This window comes from Rhodobacter sp. NSM (assembly GCF_052244495.1).
In the GTDB taxonomy this organism is placed as follows: Bacteria; Pseudomonadota; Alphaproteobacteria; order Rhodobacterales; family Rhodobacteraceae; genus Cereibacter_A.
Genome location: NZ_JBQPXH010000004.1, coordinates 132,050 through 151,201, shown reverse-complemented (window position 1 = coordinate 151,201; position 19,152 = coordinate 132,050). Strand labels below are relative to the sequence as shown.

The following is a 19,152-nucleotide window of genomic DNA, read 5'->3' as shown; positions in this document are numbered from 1 at the left end:
CTCATGGAAGACGTCCAGACCATCGTGAGCTTTCTGGAGACGGTGCATCCCTACGACAGCCTGCCGCAGGACGAGCTGGCGCGTGTCGCCGGTTCCTTCAGCCGCAGGGAGATCACCGCCGGCGAGACGGTCTACAGTCACGGCGATCGGCTGGTCGGCCTCTACCTCGTCAAGCGGGGCGGCATCGAGATCCTCGAACCTTCGGGCGACGTGATCTCGGTCCTCGGTCCGCGCAACTCCTTTGGCGAGCGCGGGCTGATGCGCGACGGCCGCGCGGCCACCACGGCGCGGGCGACGACCGACGGCGTCCTGCTCATGCTTCCGGCCGAGCAGTTCCGCAGCCTCTTCGCCGCCTCGCCCGCCTTCGAGCGCTTCTTCACGCGGCGCCGGACGCAGGGCTACCGCGCCTCCGACCTGACGACACAGAAGGTCGTGGATCTGATGGCTCGCAAGCCGGTGACCTGCGGTCCGGCCGAGACGATCCGCAGCGCAGCAATGAAGATGCGTGATGCGGGCGTCTCGTCGCTCGGCGTCGTGGACGGCGCGACCTTCCTCGGCATCGTCACCACCCGCGACATGACGAACAAGGTCGTGGCGGTGGGGCTCGACCCCACGACTCCGGTGGCCGAGGTCATGACCCGCGATCCCATCGCCCTTTCGCCCGACGCGCTGGGCTCCGACATCCTTCACGTGATGCTCGAGCGGCGAATCGGTCACCTGCCGGTGATCGAGGAGGGACGCCTCGTCGGCATGATCACCCAGACCGACCTCACCCGCTTCCAGGCGGTGTCGTCGGCGCAGCTCGTCCGCGACGCGGCCACCGCCGAGTCGCTCTCCGAGCTGCAGGCGGTGACGGCGCGGATCCCGAAGCTGCTCGTGCAACTCGTGGCGGGGCACAACTCGCACGAGGTGGTCACGCGGCTCATCACGGACATCACCGACACGGTCACGCGGCGCCTGCTCGTCCTCGCCGAGCAGGAACTCGGGCCACCCCCTGTCGCCTATTGCTGGTGCGCCTGCGGCAGCCAGGGCCGGCAGGAGCAGACCGGCGTCTCGGATCAGGACAACTGCCTGATCCTCTCGGACAAGGTCCTTCCCGCCGACGAGCCCTGGTTCGCGGCGCTCGCGAAATTCGTGTCGGACGGGCTGGACGCCTGCGGCTACGTCCACTGCCCCGGCGACATGATGGCGACCAACTCCCGCTGGCGGCAGCCGCTCGCAGTGTGGCGGCAGTATTTCCTCGGCTGGATCGACCGGCCGGACCCGATGGCGCAGATGCTCTCGTCGGTCATGTTCGACCTGCGGCCCATCGGCGGGAACGAAAACCTGTTCCACGAGCTGCAGGCGGACACGCTGGAAATGGCGGCGAAGAACTCGATCTTCGTCGCGCACATGATCTCGAACTCGCTGAAGCATACGCCGCCGCTCGGGCTGATCCGGGGCTTCGCGACGATCCGCTCGGGCGAGCACAAGAACCACATCGACCTGAAGCACAACGGTGTCGTGCCGGTCATCGACCTTGGCCGCGTCTATGCGCTCATTGGCGAGCTCGAGCCGGTGAATACCCGGGCGCGGCTGCAGGCGGCCGAGAATGCCGGCGTGATCTCGGTCTCGGGCGCGCGGGATCTGGTCGAGGCCTACGACATGGTCGCGCAGATCCGCCTCGAGAACCAGGCGCGGCTGATCCGCTCGGGGCGCGCGCCGGACAATTTCCTCGCGCCCTCGGACCTTTCGGATTTCGAGCGCAGCCACCTGCGCGACGCCTTCGTCGTCGTGCGCACCATGCAATCCGCGCTGGGCTCTGCCCGCGGCGCGCGCACCTGAAGGCCCGCCCATGGTCATGGACCTCCTCGCCACCCTCGCCGCCGGAGCCGGTCTCGCCGGGATCGCCATGCTCCTGCGCGTGCTGAGCCGCCGCCGGCTGCCGAAGTGGCTCGTGCCGATCGCGGCGGGTGCCGGGATGCTGCTCTTCTCGATCTGGAACGAATACAGCTGGTATCCGCGCGTGACCGCGGCCCTGCCGCCCGAAGTCGTGGTGATCTCGGCGCCCGAGGACCGGGTCGGCCTCCGGCCATGGACCATGATCTTTCCGGTCGCCACGCGCTTCATGGCGCTCGACGCGACGGGGATGCTGCGGTCGGAAAGCAATCCCGCCATCCGCCGCGCCGAGGTGGTGGTGGTGCAGCGCTGGCACAACACCCAGCGCGTTCCCATGGCCTTCGACTGCGAGGGCCGGCGCACGGCGAATCTCGAAACGGGGTCGGAGCTTCGGCCCGACGGCACCCTGACCGGCACCGACTGGCTGCCGGTGAGGGAGGAGGACCAACTGCTGAAGGCGGCCTGCAGGGAGGGGTGACATGGCCGATGGAGCCAGAAAGCGCCGTATCCTCGTGGTGGAGGACGAGGATAACATCGCCATCGCGCTGGACTATCTGATCACGCGCGAAGGCTACGAGCACGACAGGGTGGCAAGCGGGGCCGAGGCGCTCGGCCGCATCCGCTCCACCCATCCCGATCTCGTGCTTCTCGACGTCATGCTGCCCGAGGTCTCGGGCTACGAAATCTGTCAGGGCGTGCGGCTCGATCCCACGCTTGCCGACGTCAAGATCCTGATGATGACGGCGCGCGGGTCGGCCATCGAGCGCAAGAAGGGGCTGGCGCTCGGCGCGGACGGCTTCATCTCGAAGCCGTTCGAACTCAAGGCCCTGCGCGAGGAGGTCCGCCGGCTGCTGGGCGAGGGGGGCTGAGCCATGCTCGATCGCCTGAACCTGCGCGTGCGGATCCTTCTCTTCTTCGCGGCGCTGGCGGTCGGTGCGAACGTGGCGGTAGCGATCGGCCTGTTCCTCGCCTACCGGCGCCTGAGCGCTCCCGAACTGCTTCCCGCCTTCGAGCAGGTGGGCATCGTTGCCGGCGCGGTGATCCTCGGACTGGTCACCTGGATCTGGTATCTCTTCGACGCGAACGTGGCGCTGCCCATCATCCGGCTGGCCTCCAAGCTCCGCGCCCGCGCCCATGCGGCCATCGATGGCGCGATGGAGGAGCCGACGGCGCGCTACCTCGGAGACCTTGAACCCGCTGCCTCGGCGACCGCGCTGACTCTCGCCGAGACGCGTGACGCGCTGGCCGAATCCGTTGCGCGCGAGACATCGCGGCTCTCTTCCGAGAAGGCGCGGCTCGAGGCGCTGCTGTCGGACGTGCCGGTGGGCGTGCTGCTCTGCTCGGGCGACCACCAGCTTGTCTTCTACAACGGCCCGGCGACGGACCTGATGAACACGGCCGGTGCGCCGGGGCTCGACCGCAACCTCTTCGACTACCTGCGCGACGGCCCCATCCGCCATGCGCACCAGCGCCTTGTCGATGCCGGTGATCCGGACGCGGCCTCGGATATCCTCTGCACGACCGTGGTGGGGGCGCGGGTGCTTGCGGCCCGGATGCGCCTCATCGGCGGCGAGACGACCAAGCCCGGCTACGTGCTGACGCTGCGCGACGTGACCTCGGCACTTGCCTCCTACGCCCGGCGCGAGGCGCTGCTGGCGGAGGTCTTCGACCGGGTGCGCCGGCCCGCGGCCAACCTCCAGACCCTCTTCGAGGTGCTGCCGCCGGGCACCTGCCCGCCACCGGATGTCGAGCGTGCGCTCCGGCAGGAGGTCGGCGGCCTTGCCGCCGCGATCACCGACCTCGGCACGCGACACGACGAGAGCCGGCACGACGGCTGGCCGCTGTCGATCACGCGGGCCTCGGACCTGCTCGACGGATTGCGGGCGCGCATGGAACAGGCGGGCCTCACGGCCGAGATCGGCGAGGCGCCGCTCCTGCTGCGCTGCAACGGCTTCGAGGTCATCGGGCTGGTCGCAACGCTGGCCGCCCGCGTCGCCGCGCGGCGCACCGGCCACCACTTCCGGGTGACGATGAGCGAGGACGGGACGGAGGCGATGCTGCGGCTGGTCTGGTCAGGCGAGCCTCTGCCGGTGGGCCTGCTCGAGGACTGGCTGGGCGAGCCGCTCGAACCGGGCGTGCCCGAGGTGACGGGGCGGACGGTGCTCTCCACCCACACGACCGAGATCTGGCCCGAGCCGGCGGGGCAGGGCGAGAACGCGCTCTGCCTGCCGCTCCGCGCGGCGCGTCGGACCGGACGGCGTCCGCGGCCGATCCCGCGGGCGGTGGTCTATGATTTCGACCTCTTGTCCAAGGCGCGCAACGAGCGGGTTGCCGACACGCGTCTTGAGGACCTGACCTATGTCGTCTTCGATACGGAGACCACGGGCCTCATGCCCTCGCAGGATGAGATCGTGCAGATCGCTGCCGTCCGGATCGTCAACGGCCGGCGTGTCGAGGGCGAGGTCTTCGACACGCTGGTCAATCCGCACCGACCGATCCCGCCCTCCTCGACCGAGGTGCACGGCATCACGGATGCGATGGTCGCCGACGCGCCGGACATGATCGAGGTCGGTCAGCAGTTCCACAAGTTCGCCGAGGGCGCCGTGCTCGTCGCCCATAATGCGCCCTTCGACATGGAGTTCCTGCGACGCGCCGAACTGCAGATCAGCCGTCGGTTCGACAATCCGATCCTCGACACCGTGCTCCTGTCGGCGGTGCTGTTCGGGCAGACAGAGGTGCACAGCCTCGACGCGCTGACGCATCGTCTCGGCATCACCATCCCCGAGGAGGCGCGGCACACCGCCATCGGCGATACGGTGGCGACGGCGGACGCCTTCCTCAAGCTCCTGCCCATGCTTCAGGGGAGGGGGTTCGAGACCTTCGGCGACGTCCTGACCGAGGTCCGTCGCCACGGAAGGCTGCTCAGGGACCTGAACGAGGCTCACCTGACCGACGCCTGAATGGAGCGGGCAGACCCCCGGACGGTGCTCCGTTCTCAGGCTTCGCTCAGGCCGCGAACGGATCCTCGGGATAGCCGACGCCGGTCAGGTAGAGCCCCTGCGGCGGGCAGACCGGACCGCAGGCGGCGCGGTCCCGAGCCTCAAGCGCCTCCTTCACCTGCTTCGGCGTCCAGGCTCCGGCGCCGACCCGCTCGAGTGTGCCGACGATCGATCGCACCTGGTTGTGCAGGAAGCTGCGCGCCCGCAGTCGGAAGCGGTATTCCGTGCCGTTCGGCACCTCCACGACCTCGAGAGACAGCTCGTCCAGCGTCTTGACCGGCGAAGCCGCCTGACAGCCGACGGCTCGGAACGTGGTGAAATCGTGCAGCCCCACGAGATGGGCGGCCGCCTCGCGCATCGCCCCGGCATCGAGCGCATGAGGCACGCGCCAGACGCGGCCGCGGTCGTGCACCTCGGGCGCGCGCCGCGCGAGCAGACGGAAGAGATAGCGACGCTCGCTGGCCGAGAAGCGGGCGTGAAACTCCTCCGCGACGCGCGCCGCGGCCACCACGGCCACCGGAAGCGGCCTCAGATGGGCGTTGAGCGCGCCGGCCAGACGGAAGGGATCCCACTCCTTGCCGAGATCGCAATGGGCGACCTGACCGGTGGCGTGAACGCCTGTGTCGGTGCGCCCTGCCGCGGCGATCGTATGGGGCCCGGGCTCCAGCCGTCCGAGCGCGGCCTCGACCGCACCTTGCACCGAAGGCAGGGCCGCCTGCCGCTGCCAGCCCGCGAAGGGCGCCCCGTCATATTCGATCTTCAGCGCATATCTCGGCATGAACGCCCCGTAGCACCGCTTCCCGACCCTGCCAAGCCGAAGCGGTTTTCCCCCGCCACATCCGCAGGCGCCGCTGATAGGCAGATGCAGATGTCATTCGCGAAGCGCGAAATCCCGGCCGGTATCCGGGCCACGGCCGCCGTTCACGAAGCGGGAATGACCGTCCGATCCGACCGGGAGATCGAGGCGCGCCGACCTCGTGGCCGACTTGTTCGCTGGATGCGGCCTGTTGGCACAGCGGCCTCGCATGCCTACATCCATGACAAAGGGCCGCCTATCCTGAGAGCGGCACAACGAGAGGCAGGCGCGTGGTTCTCCGCAGACTGACCGACGGCGTGGCGCGCGGCATCGAGGGCGCGGTCAGCACCGTCTCCGAAACCTTTCTCGAGCCGGTGATCCGGCTCGGCGTCACGGGACTTTCCCGCGCCGGCAAGACCGTCTTCATCACCGGGCTCGTGGCGAACCTCCTCGACCGCGGGCGCATGCCGCAACTCCGCGCCCATGCCGAGGGCCGGATCGAGGCTGTCTTCCTGCAGCCGCAGCCGGACGACACGCTGCCGCGCTTCGACTTCGAGAACCATCTGGCCGCGATCCTCGGCGAGGATCCGCGCTGGCCCTCCTCGACCCGCTCGATCTCGGAGCTTCGGCTCTCGTTCCGGGTGCGGCCTTCGGGCATGATCTCGGGGCTCACCGGTCCGCGCACGGTGCATCTCGACATCGTGGACTATCCCGGCGAGTGGCTGCTCGACCTGGCCCTGATGGACAAGACCTATGCGCAATGGTCCGAAGAGACGCTGAAGCGCCTCGCCACCCGCGAGGAGGCGCGCGACTTCATGGCCACCGCGCGCGCCGCCGACGGATCCCTTCCGCTCGAGGAGGCGCAGGCGCAGGCACTGGCGGCAAGCTTTACCGACTATCTTCAGGCCGCCAGAAAGGCGGGCTGGTCGGACTGCACGCCGGGGCGGTTCCTGTTGCCGGGAGATCTCGCCGGCTCGCCGGTGCTGACCTTCGCGCCCCTGCCCATGCCGGCGCAGACGCCGCGCGCCAGCCTCTGGCGCGAGATGGGCCGCCGCTACGAGAGCTACAAGGAGAACGTGGTCCGGCCGTTCTTCCGCGAGCATTTCTCGAAGATCGACCGGCAGGTGGTGCTCGTCGATGCACTGGGAGCGATCCATTCGGGTCCGCAGGCGCTCGAGGATCTGCGGCGCACCATGGCCGAGATCCTGACCGCCTTCCGACCGGGGCGGAACTCGTTCCTGTCCACGCTGCTCCTCGGCCACCGGGTCGAGCGGATCCTGTTCGCGGCCACGATGGCGGACCACCTGCACCACACGCAGCACCCGAAGCTCACCGCGATCATGGAGGCGATGCTGCGCGAGGCGCGCGACCGCGCGGCCTTCGCGGGTTCGCTGACGGCGGCCATGTCGCTCGCCTCGATCCGCGCCACGGTCGAGGAAGAGGTGACGCGTCACGGCGACACGGTCGAGGCGGTGCGGGGGCGGCTCCTCTCCGGCGGGCGGCAGGTGGCGATGTATCCGGGCGAGCTTCCCTCGGATCCGACGCGTCTCCTGTCGCCGGCCCGCGAAGGGGCGGAACGGTGGCTCGACGCCGAATTCGCGCTGATGACCTTCGCGCCGGCCCGCGTGCTGCTGAAGCCCGGCGAGGGGCCGCCGCACATCCGGCTCGACCGGGCCGCCGAGTTCCTGATCGGAGACCGGCTGTGAGCGACCGGCCCCCATTCCGGCGATCGGCGCGCCTCATCCGCGCGCGGATCGTCTTCACCGGCTTAAGGGCCGGCCGCCCCCTGCGCAGTCCGGTCCCCGATCGGGCTGACGTCCTTCATCCGCTGGGAGAAGCGTCGTGAGCGACAAGCCCCCGAAGAAGCCGATGCTGCTCGACTGGGACACGCGCGAGGAGACGCCCGCCGATGCCCCACGTGAGACCCGCCGCCCTTCGCCGGCACCCGAGACCGTCTCGGGGCCGACGCCGGCGGACGTGCCGCCGGTGCCGGATCTCGACCTGCCGCAGGGGCAGGCGATGCTGGCGGCGAGTCGGATCGCCACCGTCCGCACCTCCCGCCTCGGGCGCTTCGCGGGCTGGGTGTTCGGCACGCTGCTGACCTTCGTCCTCTCTGTCGCCGCCTGGGATTTCGTCGCCTCGCTGCTGTCGCGCAACAGCATCCTGGGCGCCGCCGCCTTCGTGCTGATCGGGACTGCGGTCATCATCGGCCTTGCGCTGGCGATGCGCGAGTGGTGGGCCTATGTCCGGCTCGAGCGTCTGGACAGCCTGCGCGAATCCGCCATTGCCGCGCGCGCCGCCAACGACCTCAAGGCTGCCCGCCGCGTCGTGGGTGCCATCGAGAAGATGTACGGGCACCGCGCCGACCTGCGGTGGGGCCGGGCCCGGCTTGCCGAGCGACAGGCCGAGGTCTTCGACGTGGACGGGCTGCTCGGACTGGCCGAGAACGAGTTGCTGGTCTCGCTCGACCAGAGCGCGCGGCGCGAGATCGAGGCCGCGGCGCGGCAGGTGGCGGCGGTGACGGCGCTCATTCCGCTGGCGCTGGCCGATGTGGCCACGGCGCTTTACGCGAACCTCCGCATGGTGCGCCGCATCGCCGAGATCTACGGCGGGCGCTCGGGCAGCTTCGGCAGCATCCGCCTGTTGCGGCGGGTCTTCTCGTCGCTCATCGCGGCCGGGGCGGTTGCGATCACGGACGATCTGCTCCATTCGGTCGCGGGCGGGGGCGTTCTGTCGAAGGTGTCGCGCCGGTTCGGCGAGGGGATGGTGAACGGCGCTCTGACCGCGCGGGTCGGCGTGGCCGCGATGGAACTCTGCCGGCCGCTGCCCTTCCACACCGCGCCGCGCCCGAAAGTCACCAATCTCGTCAGCCGCAGCCTCACGGGCCTTTTCGACCGCTGAGGACGCCGCCGCGCGCCCTGCAAGGACTTCGGGTCGTCCATGCAGCGCGCGGGTGCCATGCAGGGACGCGCGCCACTGGACCGGCCCGCGGGGCGCGGCTATAAGCCCAAGCCATGAGGCATCGCATCGCGATCATCGCCCGAATTACCGGCCCGGCGTCCTGACCCTCAGGCGCCGGGAGCCGATCCATGCGGCGCGTGTGCCCGAGGGCCGCGCCGGACCCCGACATTTCCCGAAGGCCGATATTCCCGACGGCCCGACACCCCAAAGGACCGCATCCGATGTGCGCCGATACGACCACCGTCCCTGACTACAAGGACACCGTCTTCCTGCCCGAAACCGACTTTCCGATGCGTGCGGGGCTTCCCCAGCGCGAGCCGGACTGGCTGAAGCGCTGGGCCGAGATCGGCGTCTACGACCGCCTGCGGGCCAAGGCCGGAAACCGCCAGCCCTTCACGCTGCACGACGGCCCTCCCTATGCCAACGGCCACCTCCACATCGGGCATGCGCTGAACAAGATCCTCAAGGACATGGTGGTGCGCAGCCAGCAGATGATGGGCCGCGACGCCCGCTATGTGCCGGGCTGGGACTGCCACGGCCTGCCGATCGAATGGAAGATCGAGGAGCAGTATCGCGCCAAGGGCCTGAACAAGGACGACGTGGACGTGGTGGCCTTCCGGCAGGAGTGCCGCAAGTTCGCCGAGGGCTGGATCGACGTCCAGCGCGAAGAGTTCAAGCGCCTCGGCGTCACCGGAAACTGGGCCGATCCCTACCTGACGATGGATTTCCACGCCGAGGCGGTGATCGCCGAGGAGTTCATGAAGTTCCTGATGAACGGCACGCTCTATCAGGGCTCGAAGCCGGTCATGTGGAGCCCGGTGGAAAAGACCGCGCTGGCTGAGGCGGAAGTGGAATACCACGACCACACCTCGCACCAGATCTGGGTGAAGTTCCCGGTGGTGGCGGGAGGCGACGGCCTCGACGGCGCACGGGTGGTGATCTGGACCACGACGCCTTGGACCATCCCGCAGAACCGCGCCGTGGCCTTCAGCCCCGAGATCGCCTATGGCCTCTACCGCGCCGAAACGGTCGCGGAGAATGCGGCCTCGCAGCCGGGCGACCTTGTGCTGCTTGCCGACAAGCTGGCCGAGGGCATCTTCAAGTCCGCCCGGATCGAAGGCGCCGCCCGCGTGCGTGCCGTTGCTGCAGAGGAACTGGCAGGGCTGACGCTCGCCCACCCGTTCCGCGGGCTGGAAGGCTCCGCCGGGGAGTGGGATTTCGACGTGCCGATGCTCCCGGGCGAGCATGTCACCGACGACGCGGGCACGGGCTTCGTCCATACCGCGCCCAGCCACGGCGACGACGACTACCAGCTGGGGCTGAAGTTCGGCCTGCCGATGACCTACAACGTGCTCGAGGACGGCTCCTACCGCACCGACCTGCCGCTCTTCGGCGGGCAGGTCATCATCACGCCCGAGGGCAAGGAAGGCCCGGCCAACGTCGAGGTCATCAAGGCGCTGGCGAAGGCGGGCGCGCTGTTCGCCAAGGGCAAGCTCAAGCACTCATACCCGCACTCGTGGCGGTCGAAGGCGCCGCTGATCTACCGCAACACGCCGCAGTGGTTCGTGGCCATCGACCACGCGCTCGACGACGGCATGGACGAGTATGGCGACACGATCCGCAAGCGGGCGCTGGCCTCGATCGAGCGGCTGGTGAAGTTCACCCCGGTCTCGGGGCGCAATCGGCTGCACTCCATGATGGAGGCGCGGCCCGACTGGGTGCTGAGCCGACAGCGCGCATGGGGCGTGCCGCTGACCTGCTTCGTGAAGAAGGGCGCGAGGCCCACCGATCCGGACTTCCTGCTTAAGGATGCGCAGGTCAATGCCCGCATCAGCGCCGCCTTCGAGGAGAAGGGCGCGGATGTCTGGTATGTGCAAGGCTTCAAGGAGCAGGTGCTCGACGGGCTCCACGACCCGTCGCAGTATGAACAGGTGTTCGACGTGCTCGACGTCTGGTTCGACAGCGGATCGACCCATGCCTTCGTGCTGCGCGACCGCGACGACGGGTCGGAGGACGGCCTTGCCGACCTTTATCTGGAGGGCACCGACCAGCACCGCGGCTGGTTCCATTCCTCGATGCTGCAGGCCTGCGGCACCAAGGGCCGCGCGCCCTACCGCGGGGTGCTGACCCACGGCTTCACGCTGGACGAGAAGGGCATGAAGATGTCCAAGTCGCTCGGCAACACGGTCGCGCCACAGCAGGTGATCGACGAATACGGCGCGGACATCCTGCGGCTCTGGGTGGCGCAGTCGGACTTCACCGTGGACCTGCGCATCGGCAAGGAGATCCTGAAGGGCACCGCCGACAGCTACCGCCGTCTGCGCAACACCATGCGCTACATGCTGGGGGCGCTGGCGGGCTTCTCCGAGGCGGAACGGGTTGCCCCGGCCGACATGCCGGAACTTGAGCGTTGGGTGCTGCACCGGCTTGCGGAACTCGATGTCGAAGTGCGGAAGGGCTACGCCGCCTACGACTTCCAGGGCGTGTTCCAGAAGCTCTTCACCTTCTGCACCTCGGACCTCTCGGCCTTCTACTTCGACATTCGCAAGGATGCGCTCTATTGCGATGCGGCGACCAGCCTGCGCCGCCGCGCCGCGCGCTCGGTGATGGACCTGCTGTTCTACCGGCTGACGACCTGGTTCGCGCCGATCCTCGTCTTCACGATGGAGGACGTGTGGCTCTCGCGCTTCCCGGGCTCGGACAGTTCGATCCACCTCGAGGACATGCCGGATACGCCGGCGGACTGGCGCGACGAGCCGCTGGCCGCGAAATGGGCCACGCTCCGGCAGGCGCGTCGGGTGGTGACGGCGGCGCTCGAGGTGCAGCGCACGGCGAAGGTCATCGGGGCAAGCCTCGAGGCCGCCCCGGTGGTGCATGTGCGCGAGCCCGAGATGCTCTCGGCGCTGAAGTCGGTCGATTTCGCCGAGGTCTGCATCACCTCGGACCTGACGCTGACCGGCGACCCGATGCCGTCGGAAGCCTTCCGGTTGCCCGAGGTTCAGGGCGTGGGCGTGGTCTTCGAACGGGCCGAGGGTGCGAAATGCGAGCGCTGCTGGCAGTATCTGCCGGACGTGGGCACCCACAAGCATCCGGGCACCTGTGCCCGGTGCAATGACGTGCTCGGATGAGGCGGTGCGCGCGGTCCTGATGGACCTCGCGCAGGAACGGGGCAGGGGGGCGAGCTTCTGCCCCTCCGAGGCCGCGCGCCGCCTCGGCCCGGACTGGCGCGCCCGGATGGAGGACGTCCGGCGCGTGGCAGGCCTCTGCATTGCCGCAGGCGAGCTTGCGATGACGCAGAACGGCCGACCGGTCGACCCGGCGACGGTGCGGGGTCCTGTCCGGCTCTCGCTGCCATGAAGGGTGCTGTCCTCACGCCCGTGGGCCGGCTGGTGCTGACCGAGGAGGGCGGGGCGCTCGTCCGCCTCGCCTGGAGCGACGAGGCGGCGGCCGGCGAGAGCCCGCTGCTCGCCGAGGCCGCAGAGCAGATCGGTGCCTATTTCGACCGTCGTCTCACCCGGTTCGACCTGCCGCTCGGGCTCGGGGCCGGCGCCGCTGCCGCGTTCCACGAGGCGCTCCTCGCGATCCCCTTCGGCGAGACGCGGCGATACGGCGATCTCGCGCGGGTGCTCGGCATTCCGCCGCAGGCGGTGGGGCGGGCCTGTGGGCGCAACCCTCTGCCGATCCTCGTGCCCTGCCACCGGGTTCTGGGTGCGGCCGGGCTCGGGGGCTTCTCGGCCCCCGGCGGCATCGACACCAAGATCGCGCTCCTCCGCCACGAGGGGTCGCTCCTGCTCTGAGACGCGCCTTGCGCAACCCCTGCCGCCCGGATAGCAGCGTCGGGCGGATCTTCGGCGGGCGGTGCGGATGAGCCTTGGTGTCCTTCTGGCGGTGCTCGGCGCGGCGCTCCTCCATGCAAGCTGGAACGCGATCATCAAGGTCGGGCCGTCGAAGGTCGCCGCCATGGTCATCCTGTCGGTGGCCGAGGTGCCGATCGGGCTCGCTATCGCACTGGCGCGTCCCTGGCCTGCGGCCGAGGTCTGGCCCTGGGTGCTGGCCGCAGGCTGCTGCCACTTCGCCTACAAGTCCTTTCTGACCTTCGCCTACGAACACGGCGACCTCAGCCGCGTCTATCCGATCGCGCGGGGGGCGGCGCCGATGGCGGTGGCGCTCGTGGGGGCGGTCACGCTCTCCGATGCGGTGAGCGCAGGCCAGTACGCGGGGATCACCGTTCTGGGCGCGGGCATCCTGCTCATGGCGCGCGGGGTTTTCACCTCGGGCGAGGAGCGGAGGCTCCTGCCCCTCGCGCTCGGCTCGGCGGCGGCGACGGCCTGCTACACGATGATCGACGGGCTGGGCGCACGCATCTCGGGCGATGCCGTGGCCTATGTGGCCTGGGTCTTCGTGGCCGACGGGATCCTGTTCGGGACGGGAATGGTGGCCTGGAAGGGCAGGGCGCTGCTCCGGGCCGACGCGCGGGCCTGGGCTGCCGGAACGCTGGCCTGCGCGGCCTCCTACGGGGCCTATGCCATCTCGATCTGGGCAATGACGGTCGCGCCGATCGCGGTGGTGGCGGCCCTGCGCGAGACCTCGATCCTCTTCGCCGTGCTCATTGGCTGGCTGGTGTTCGGAGAGCGCATGACGCGGGACAAGGCGCTCGCCGCCGGGCTGATCGTGGCGGGCGTCATGCTCACCCGGCTCTGACGCGGGAAGGAGCGGGACGCAAGCGGCCGTAATCGCAGGCGGCCGGAGGCACGGCCTCCGCGGGGAACACGGCGGCGATCCGGTCGGAGCGGATCCTGCGCAATCGCGCGTTGCCGCCCCTTGGGTCCGGTTCTCAGGTGCGCGCGCGTTCGGGGAAGACCTGCTGCGCGATCCCGGCGAGGACGAGGTAGATCGAGGTCACGACCAGTCCCCAGTGGGCCCAGCTCTGCTCGCTGAATTCGACCCAGGCGGCCCAGGCGGCGAAGAACACCCAGGCGGAGGCGATGGGCAGCGAGACCATCCGCCAGCGGGCTGTCCGGACCGGATGGATGAACTTCAGGTTGGTGAACATGGCGGCGGTCAGCGCCAGGACGATCCCGAGGATCGTCCATTCGCCCGGCGAGATCGCAAAGAGCACCAGCACGACCATGTTCCAGCAGGCGGGGAAGCCCGCGAAGGAATAGTCCTTCGTCTTCATGCGCGTGTCGACGAAGTAGATCGCCGAGCCATAGACGATGACGATGATCACGAGCCAGCCGGTCCACCCCGTCAGCAGGCCCGACTTGAAGAGCGCATAGGCGGGGATGAAGACATAGGTGAGGTAGTCGATGATCAGATCGAGCAGGACCCCGTCGTAGGTCGGCCAGTTGCGCTTCACGTCGTAGCGGCGCGCGAGAGGCCCGTCGATGCCATCGACGAAGAGCGCCACGACGAGCCAGAGGAACATCAGGCTCCACTTTCCCTCGACGGCCGCCAACATGGCGAGCATGGAGAGAACAGCCCCGGTGGCGGTCAGCAGATGGACGAACAGGGCTTTCAGGCGTGCATTCATGGCCCCCTCATGCCGCATCCGCCGCCATGAGGCAAGGCGCGAGGGGCAGGCGGGACGTCGCGCCGGGCCGGATGGCGGCATTCCGGCGCGGAGGGCGATCCGAGCGCGGGGGGTGCCGCCTGCTGGGGCATCGAACCCCCGCAGGCGGCGCTGCCGCGGAAGAAGCCTCGACCGGCGGGTCGGGGCAAGGGGGCATTATGACCGGCGCGTCCCATAGGGATCATCGGCCCCGACCTGCGAGCAGGGCACGGGCGTGTGCCGTCGGACGAGCCAAGGGCGGCCTGCGGCCGCACCGGACGTCCGTTCGTGGCTTTTCGCGACAGGCTTGGCGGTCTTTTTGGCGAAACGTCGGACAAGCCGCGTCGGTGGCAGTTTCGGATCCGATACTCTGGCGCTTGCGAAGGCTCAGGCCCGCGGATGCGCGCGGGCGTAGACCTCCATCAAGCGGGCGCCGTCCACCGCCGTGTAGACCTGCGTGGTCGAGAGCGAGGCATGGCCCAGCAACTCCTGGATCGCGCGGAGGTCGCCGCCTGCGTTCAGGAGATGTGTGGCGAAGGAATGGCGCAGCGCGTGGGGGGTCGCGCTCGGCGGCAGGCCGAGGATTGCGCGGGCGCGCTCCATCACCCTGGCCACGAGCCGCGGGTTCAGCGGTCCGCCGCGCGCGCCCCGGAAGAGGCTGCCCGACGTCAGCTCGAACGGGCAGAGCGCGGCATAGGCGGCCACTGCCTCGCGTGCGGCGGGAATCGCGGGCACCAGCCGCTCCTTGCCGCCCTTGCCGGTGATGCGGAGCACTTCGGGCAGCGGATGGGCCGTGGCGGGCAGCCCCAGCGCCTCGGAGATCCGCAGCCCGCAGCCGTAGAGGAGCGTCACGACCGCGAGATCGCGGGCGCGGATCCAGTCTTCGGCACCATCCTCGGCCACGGTGGAGAGAAGGGCCTTCGCGTCCCCCTCCGACAGGGGCCTTGGCAGCTTGCGCCGGAACTTCGGGCCACGGGCGGACAGGACGGCGGTCGCATCGACGCCCTCCCGCTCGGCAAGCCATCCGGTGAACTGGCGCACCGCCGAGAGGGACCGCGACAACGAGCGGGCGCCCAGGCCCCGCGCGCGCTCATGCGCCATCCAGGCGCGAAGGTCGGAATGCGGGGTCGACGCCAGCGCCCTGAGGCCGTAGCCCTCGCCCAGATGCCCGGCGAGGAACACGAGCCAGCCCGTCACATCGGCCGTATAGGCGCGGATCGTGTTCGGCGAGGCACCGTCGATCACCCGCTGATGCGCGATCCACGCCTCCAGCGCATCGCGCGCGGCGGGCGGGATCGCGAGGCTCACGACAGCCAGCGGCGCATCGTCCGCTCGAAGACGCCGGCAAAAAAGGCGAGCAGGTCAGTCCCCTGGGTCGGCTTGAAGTGGTCGGGATCCTCCGACCCCATGGCCAGCATCCCCGGCAGCCGGCCTCGGCCGAAGTCGAGCCGCATCAGCGCCTCGGAGGCGATGCGGCCGGAGAGGTCGCCGTAGAGGCTCGCGCCGGGCAGGACACGGCGCAGCGTCACCGCGCGGAGCGACACGTTGCGGCCCCCCGACATGTATTCCGCGACGAAGCCCGGCTCGGCGACATGCAGGATGCCCTCCAGCCGGTCGAGCGCCGGGTCGGCTTCGCGCTGTGCCGTCTCGAGCACGAGACGGATGCTCTCCACCCTCAGTGTCTGGGCCACCTCGCCCGACAGGTTCACCAGAAGCTCCTCGAAGCCCAGCGGATCGAGCATCTGCAGGATCGCCCGGTGGATGAGATTGGTGCCGGCGAGATTCTCGTAGGCGGCGGCGATGACCGAACGATGGGTGTCCTCGAGCCGGTCGAGCCGGCCTTCCAGACGCTCCATCGCGATCCCGCGCAGGTCGATGACGTTCTCCCCCATCGCGCGTTCGTTCGCCGCGATCAGGGCCTTCATCAGGTCGCGGTCCTCGAGGATCATCTCGGGGGTCGCGAGGATCTTGTCGCGCAGGTCCTGTTCGATCATGCCGCCCTCGCCGATCCGAAGCTTACTTGAGAAGGATCTTCTGGCCGGTCTTGGCCCAGTCGGCGTTGAAGAGTTCCAGCCCCTTGTCGGTCAGGACGTGGCTCGCGAGGCCCTTGATCACGGCGGGCGGCGCGGTGATCACGTCGGCGCCGATGCGCGCGCATTCGGCGACGTGGTTCGGCGTGCGGATCGAGGCGGCGAGCACCTGGGTCTTGAAGTCGTAGTTGTCGTAGACCTGACGGATGTCGGCGATGAGTTCAGTGCCGTCCATGTTGATGTCGTCGAGCCGGCCGATGAAAGGCGAGATGAAGGTCGCGCCCGCCTTGGCGGCCAGAAGGGCCTGGTTGACCGAGAAGCAGAGCGTCACGTTGACCATGCGCCCCTCGTCCGAGAGAACCTTGCAGGCCTTGAGGCCGTCCCAGGTCAGCGGCACCTTGACGGCGATGTTCGGCGCGATCTCGGCGAGGTGGCGGCCCTCCTCGATCATGTCGGAAGCCGAGGCGGCCACGACCTCGGCCGAGACGGGTCCGTCGACGAGATCGCAGATCTCCTTCGTCACCTCGAGGATGTTGCGCCCGGACTTCAGGATCAGCGACGGGTTCGTTGTCACGCCGTCCACCATGCCCAGTGCGTTGAGTTCGGCAATTGCCGCGACGTCGGCGGAGTCGACGAAGAATTTCATGGGGATCTTCCTTGGCTCGGGGTTCCGCGGGGGTGTCGTCCCCGCCGTCTGCGGTGTAATAGCGCATCGAGGCGCAGGGGAAAAGGGAAGCCGGGCGTGGAGGGTCGTTTCGCGGAGGGCGAACGGGTAGGGGTTCTGACGACCGAGCCGCTGGGCCGCGTGCTGGACTACCGCGCGCCCGAGGGCGGCTGTGGCCTCGGCGACTACGTGGTCGTGCCGCTCGGGCCCCGGCGGGTGACGGGCGTCGTCTGGGGGCCGGGCGAGGGCGGCTTCGACGCGGCGAAGCTGCGCGGGATCGAGCGCGTGCTCGACGCGGTTCCGATGCGGGAGGAGATGCGGCTGTTCCTCGCCCGCGCGTCGGACTACACGCTGACGCCGCTGCCCGCGATGCTGCGGCTGGCGACGCGTGCGCCGGGGCTCGGGGATCCGCCAGCCGTGCGGCGCATCTACCGCGCCTCGGGGCACGAGCCTGCGCGCCTGACCGAGCCACGCCAGCGGGTGCTCGATGCGCTGGCGGCCTATGGCGGTGCGCCGGTGACGCTGTCGGAACTCTGCGCCGAGGCGGGGGTCACGACTTCGGTCGTCAAGGGTCTCGTGAAGGTGGGCGCGATCCTCGAGGAAGAGGCGCCGCGCGACCTGCCCTATCCGCCGCTCGATCCCGGCGCGGCGCCCGTGCGGCTCGAGGGCGATCAGGTGCCTGCGGCCGAGGCGCTGGTCGCGGCGGTGGCGGCGGACGGCTACAGCACGACGCTTCTGAAGGGGGTCACCGGCTCAGGCAAGACCGAGGTTTACCTCGAGGCGGTGGCCGAGTGCCTGCGCAGCGGCCGGCAGGCGCTGGTGCTCTTGCCCGAGATCGCGCTCACATCCGAGTTCCTCGCCCGCGTCGAGGCCCGCTTCGGCGCGCGGCCCGCCGAATGGCACTCGGGCGTGACCGCGACCGAACGGCGGCGGCTCTGGCGGATGGTGTCCGAGGGGCAGGCGCAGTTCGTCGCCGGTGCGCGATCTGCCCTGTTCCTGCCCTTTCGCGACCTCGGCCTCGTCGTCGTCGACGAGGAGCACGACACCTCCTACAAGCAGGAAGAGGGCGCGCTCTACAATGCGCGCGACATGGCGGTGCTGCGCGCCTCGATCTGCGGCTGCCCGGCCGTGCTCGCCTCGGCCACGCCCTCTCTGGAAAGCTGGGTGAATGCCGCGCAGGGCCGCTATGCGCGTCTCGACCTCGGCGCGCGCTTCGGGGCGGCGGAACTGCCCGAGATGCACGCGCTCGACATGCGGCCCGAGAAGCTGCCGGCGAACCGCTGGATCTCGGGAACGCTCGCGCGTTCGGTCGAGGCGCGGATCGCGCGGGGCGAGCAGTCGCTGCTGTTCCTGAACCGCCGCGGCTATGCGCCGGTCACGATCTGCCGGGCCTGCGGCCACCAGATCGGCTGCGACCATTGCGACGCCCGCATGGTCGAGCACCGGTTCCAGAAGCGCCTCGTCTGCCACCAGTGCGGGGCGACGAAGCCGATGCCGGAGGCCTGCCCCTCCTGCGGGGTCGCGGGGCGGATGGCGCCCGTGGGGCCGGGGGTCGAGCGGCTGGCCGAAGAGGTGGCGGAGCGCTTTCCGCAGGCGCGGGTGGCGGTGCTGTCCTCGGATCTCTTCGGCTCGGCGCGCGCGCTGAAGGAGCAGATCGCCGCGATCGCCGAGGGCGGGGCCGAGATCATCATCGGCACGCAGATCGTCGCCAAGGGACACAACTTTCCGCTGCTGACGCTGGTGGGGGTGATCGACGCGGATCTCGGGCTGCAGGGCTCGGACCTCAGGGCCGCCGAGCGCACCTTCCAGCTCGTGCGGCAGGTGGCCGGGAGGGCGGGGCGATCGGCGGAGCGTCGCGGCGTGGCGCTGGTGCAGACCTACCAGCCGGAGCATCCGGTGATCCGGGCGATTCTGGGCGGGGACGAGGAAGCGTTCTGGAAGGCCGAGGCCGAGGAGCGCAGGGTGGCCGGGATGCCCCCCTACGGGCGGCTCGCAGGGATCATCCTCTCCTCGCCCGATGTGGCGCAGGTCTTCGACACCGGCGCGGAGCTTTCGCGCGCGGACGCGCCGCTGCGCCGGATCGGGGCGCAGGTCTTCGGTCCCGCGCCGGCGCCCATCGCCCGGGTGCGGGGGCGTCACCGGGTGCGGCTTCTGGTGAAGGCGCAGAAGGGCGCGCCGCTGCAAGCTGCCATTGCGGAATGGCTGGCACAGGTGAAGCTGCCCGCGAACCTGCGGCTTGCGGTGGACATCGATCCGCAGAGCTTTCTCTGACC

16 protein-coding genes are annotated in these 19,152 nt (G+C 69.8%); 11 read left to right on the top strand and 5 right to left on the bottom strand.

Annotation, left to right across the window (positions count from 1 at the left end; translation table 11 throughout):
• The first annotated feature begins 3 nt into the window (after window positions 1–3).
• From ACTVZP_RS10320 to ACTVZP_RS10305, 4 genes are read left to right on the top strand one after another with little or no spacing between them, the layout of a single operon-like run.
• A complete protein-coding gene (locus tag ACTVZP_RS10320; protein WP_443212075.1) occupies window positions 4–1,824 on the top strand; it encodes a DUF294 nucleotidyltransferase-like domain-containing protein in 1,821 nt (606 codons plus the stop codon).
• Window positions 1,825–1,834: 10 nt separating this feature from the next.
• A complete protein-coding gene (locus ACTVZP_RS10315) occupies window positions 1,835–2,356 on the top strand; it encodes a hypothetical protein (RefSeq protein WP_443212074.1) in 522 nt (173 codons plus the stop codon).
• Window position 2,357: 1 nt separating this feature from the next.
• A complete protein-coding gene (locus tag ACTVZP_RS10310; RefSeq protein ID WP_443212073.1) occupies window positions 2,358–2,747 on the top strand; it encodes a response regulator transcription factor in 390 nt (129 codons plus the stop codon).
• A 3-nt stretch (window positions 2,748–2,750) separates the two neighbouring features.
• Window positions 2,751–4,838, top strand: coding sequence for an exonuclease domain-containing protein (locus ACTVZP_RS10305; protein ID WP_443212072.1), 2,088 nt, complete (start codon window positions 2,751–2,753; stop codon window positions 4,836–4,838).
• A 46-nt stretch (window positions 4,839–4,884) separates the two neighbouring features.
• Here ACTVZP_RS10305 and truA read toward each other — a convergent pair whose 3' ends face one another.
• The gene (gene truA / locus ACTVZP_RS10300; protein ID WP_443212071.1) at window positions 4,885–5,655 is read right to left on the bottom strand and encodes a tRNA pseudouridine(38-40) synthase TruA; all 771 of its coding nucleotides are present in this window, start codon (window positions 5,653–5,655) and stop codon (window positions 4,885–4,887) included.
• 308 nt (window positions 5,656–5,963) lie between these two features.
• Between truA and ACTVZP_RS10295 the strand changes: the two genes are divergently transcribed.
• From ACTVZP_RS10295 to ACTVZP_RS10270, 6 genes are all read left to right on the top strand, one after another.
• Window positions 5,964–7,379 carry a YcjX family protein gene (locus ACTVZP_RS10295; RefSeq protein WP_443212070.1) on the top strand — a complete coding sequence of 472 codons (1,416 nt, stop codon included), beginning with the start codon at window positions 5,964–5,966 and terminating at the stop codon, window positions 7,377–7,379.
• A gap of 136 nt (window positions 7,380–7,515) precedes the next feature.
• Complete coding sequence (locus tag ACTVZP_RS10290; protein WP_443212069.1) at window positions 7,516–8,574, top strand: YcjF family protein; 1,059 nt, start codon at window positions 7,516–7,518, stop codon at window positions 8,572–8,574.
• A 281-nt stretch (window positions 8,575–8,855) separates the two neighbouring features.
• Window positions 8,856–11,762: an isoleucine--tRNA ligase gene (gene ileS / locus ACTVZP_RS10285; RefSeq protein WP_443212068.1), complete on the top strand. Its 2,907-nt coding sequence runs from the start codon at window positions 8,856–8,858 to the stop codon at window positions 11,760–11,762.
• Window positions 11,746–11,991 (top strand): DUF3253 domain-containing protein, encoded by a 246-nt coding sequence (locus tag ACTVZP_RS10280; RefSeq protein WP_443212067.1) that lies wholly within the window; start codon window positions 11,746–11,748, stop codon window positions 11,989–11,991. The genes ileS and ACTVZP_RS10280 overlap by 17 nt, the downstream gene beginning before the upstream one ends.
• On the top strand, window positions 11,988–12,431 hold the full coding sequence (locus tag ACTVZP_RS10275; RefSeq protein WP_443212066.1) for a methylated-DNA--[protein]-cysteine S-methyltransferase: 444 nt from the start codon (window positions 11,988–11,990) through the stop codon (window positions 12,429–12,431). Before ACTVZP_RS10280 ends, ACTVZP_RS10275 begins: the two co-directional genes overlap by 4 nt.
• Window positions 12,432–12,498: 67 nt before the next feature.
• Window positions 12,499–13,335 carry an EamA family transporter gene (locus ACTVZP_RS10270; RefSeq protein WP_443212065.1) on the top strand — a complete coding sequence of 279 codons (837 nt, stop codon included), beginning with the start codon at window positions 12,499–12,501 and terminating at the stop codon, window positions 13,333–13,335.
• A gap of 133 nt (window positions 13,336–13,468) precedes the next feature.
• On the opposite strand, the gene ACTVZP_RS10265 is transcribed toward ACTVZP_RS10270, so the two are convergent.
• The 4 genes from ACTVZP_RS10265 to fsa all read right to left on the bottom strand — a co-directional run bounded on the left by ACTVZP_RS10265 (window position 13,469) and on the right by fsa (window position 16,861).
• Window positions 13,469–14,185, bottom strand: a complete 717-nt coding sequence (locus tag ACTVZP_RS10265; protein ID WP_443212064.1) for a CDP-alcohol phosphatidyltransferase family protein — start codon at window positions 14,183–14,185, stop codon at window positions 13,469–13,471.
• A 387-nt stretch (window positions 14,186–14,572) separates the two neighbouring features.
• Window positions 14,573–15,493 carry a tyrosine recombinase XerC gene (locus tag ACTVZP_RS10260; RefSeq protein WP_443212063.1) on the bottom strand — a complete coding sequence of 307 codons (921 nt, stop codon included), beginning with the start codon at window positions 15,491–15,493 and terminating at the stop codon, window positions 14,573–14,575.
• Window positions 15,490–16,179, bottom strand: a complete 690-nt coding sequence (locus ACTVZP_RS10255) for a DUF484 family protein (RefSeq protein WP_443212062.1) — start codon at window positions 16,177–16,179, stop codon at window positions 15,490–15,492. Before ACTVZP_RS10255 ends, ACTVZP_RS10260 begins: the two co-directional genes overlap by 4 nt.
• 22 nt (window positions 16,180–16,201) lie before the next feature.
• A complete protein-coding gene (fsa, locus tag ACTVZP_RS10250) occupies window positions 16,202–16,861 on the bottom strand; it encodes a fructose-6-phosphate aldolase (protein WP_443212061.1) in 660 nt (219 codons plus the stop codon).
• A gap of 96 nt (window positions 16,862–16,957) precedes the next feature.
• Here fsa and ACTVZP_RS10245 point away from each other — a divergent pair, with 96 nt between their 5' ends.
• Entirely contained in the window at window positions 16,958–19,150 is a 2,193-nt protein-coding gene (locus ACTVZP_RS10245) for a primosomal protein N' (protein WP_443212060.1), read from the top strand.
• Window positions 19,151–19,152 lie beyond the last annotated feature (2 nt).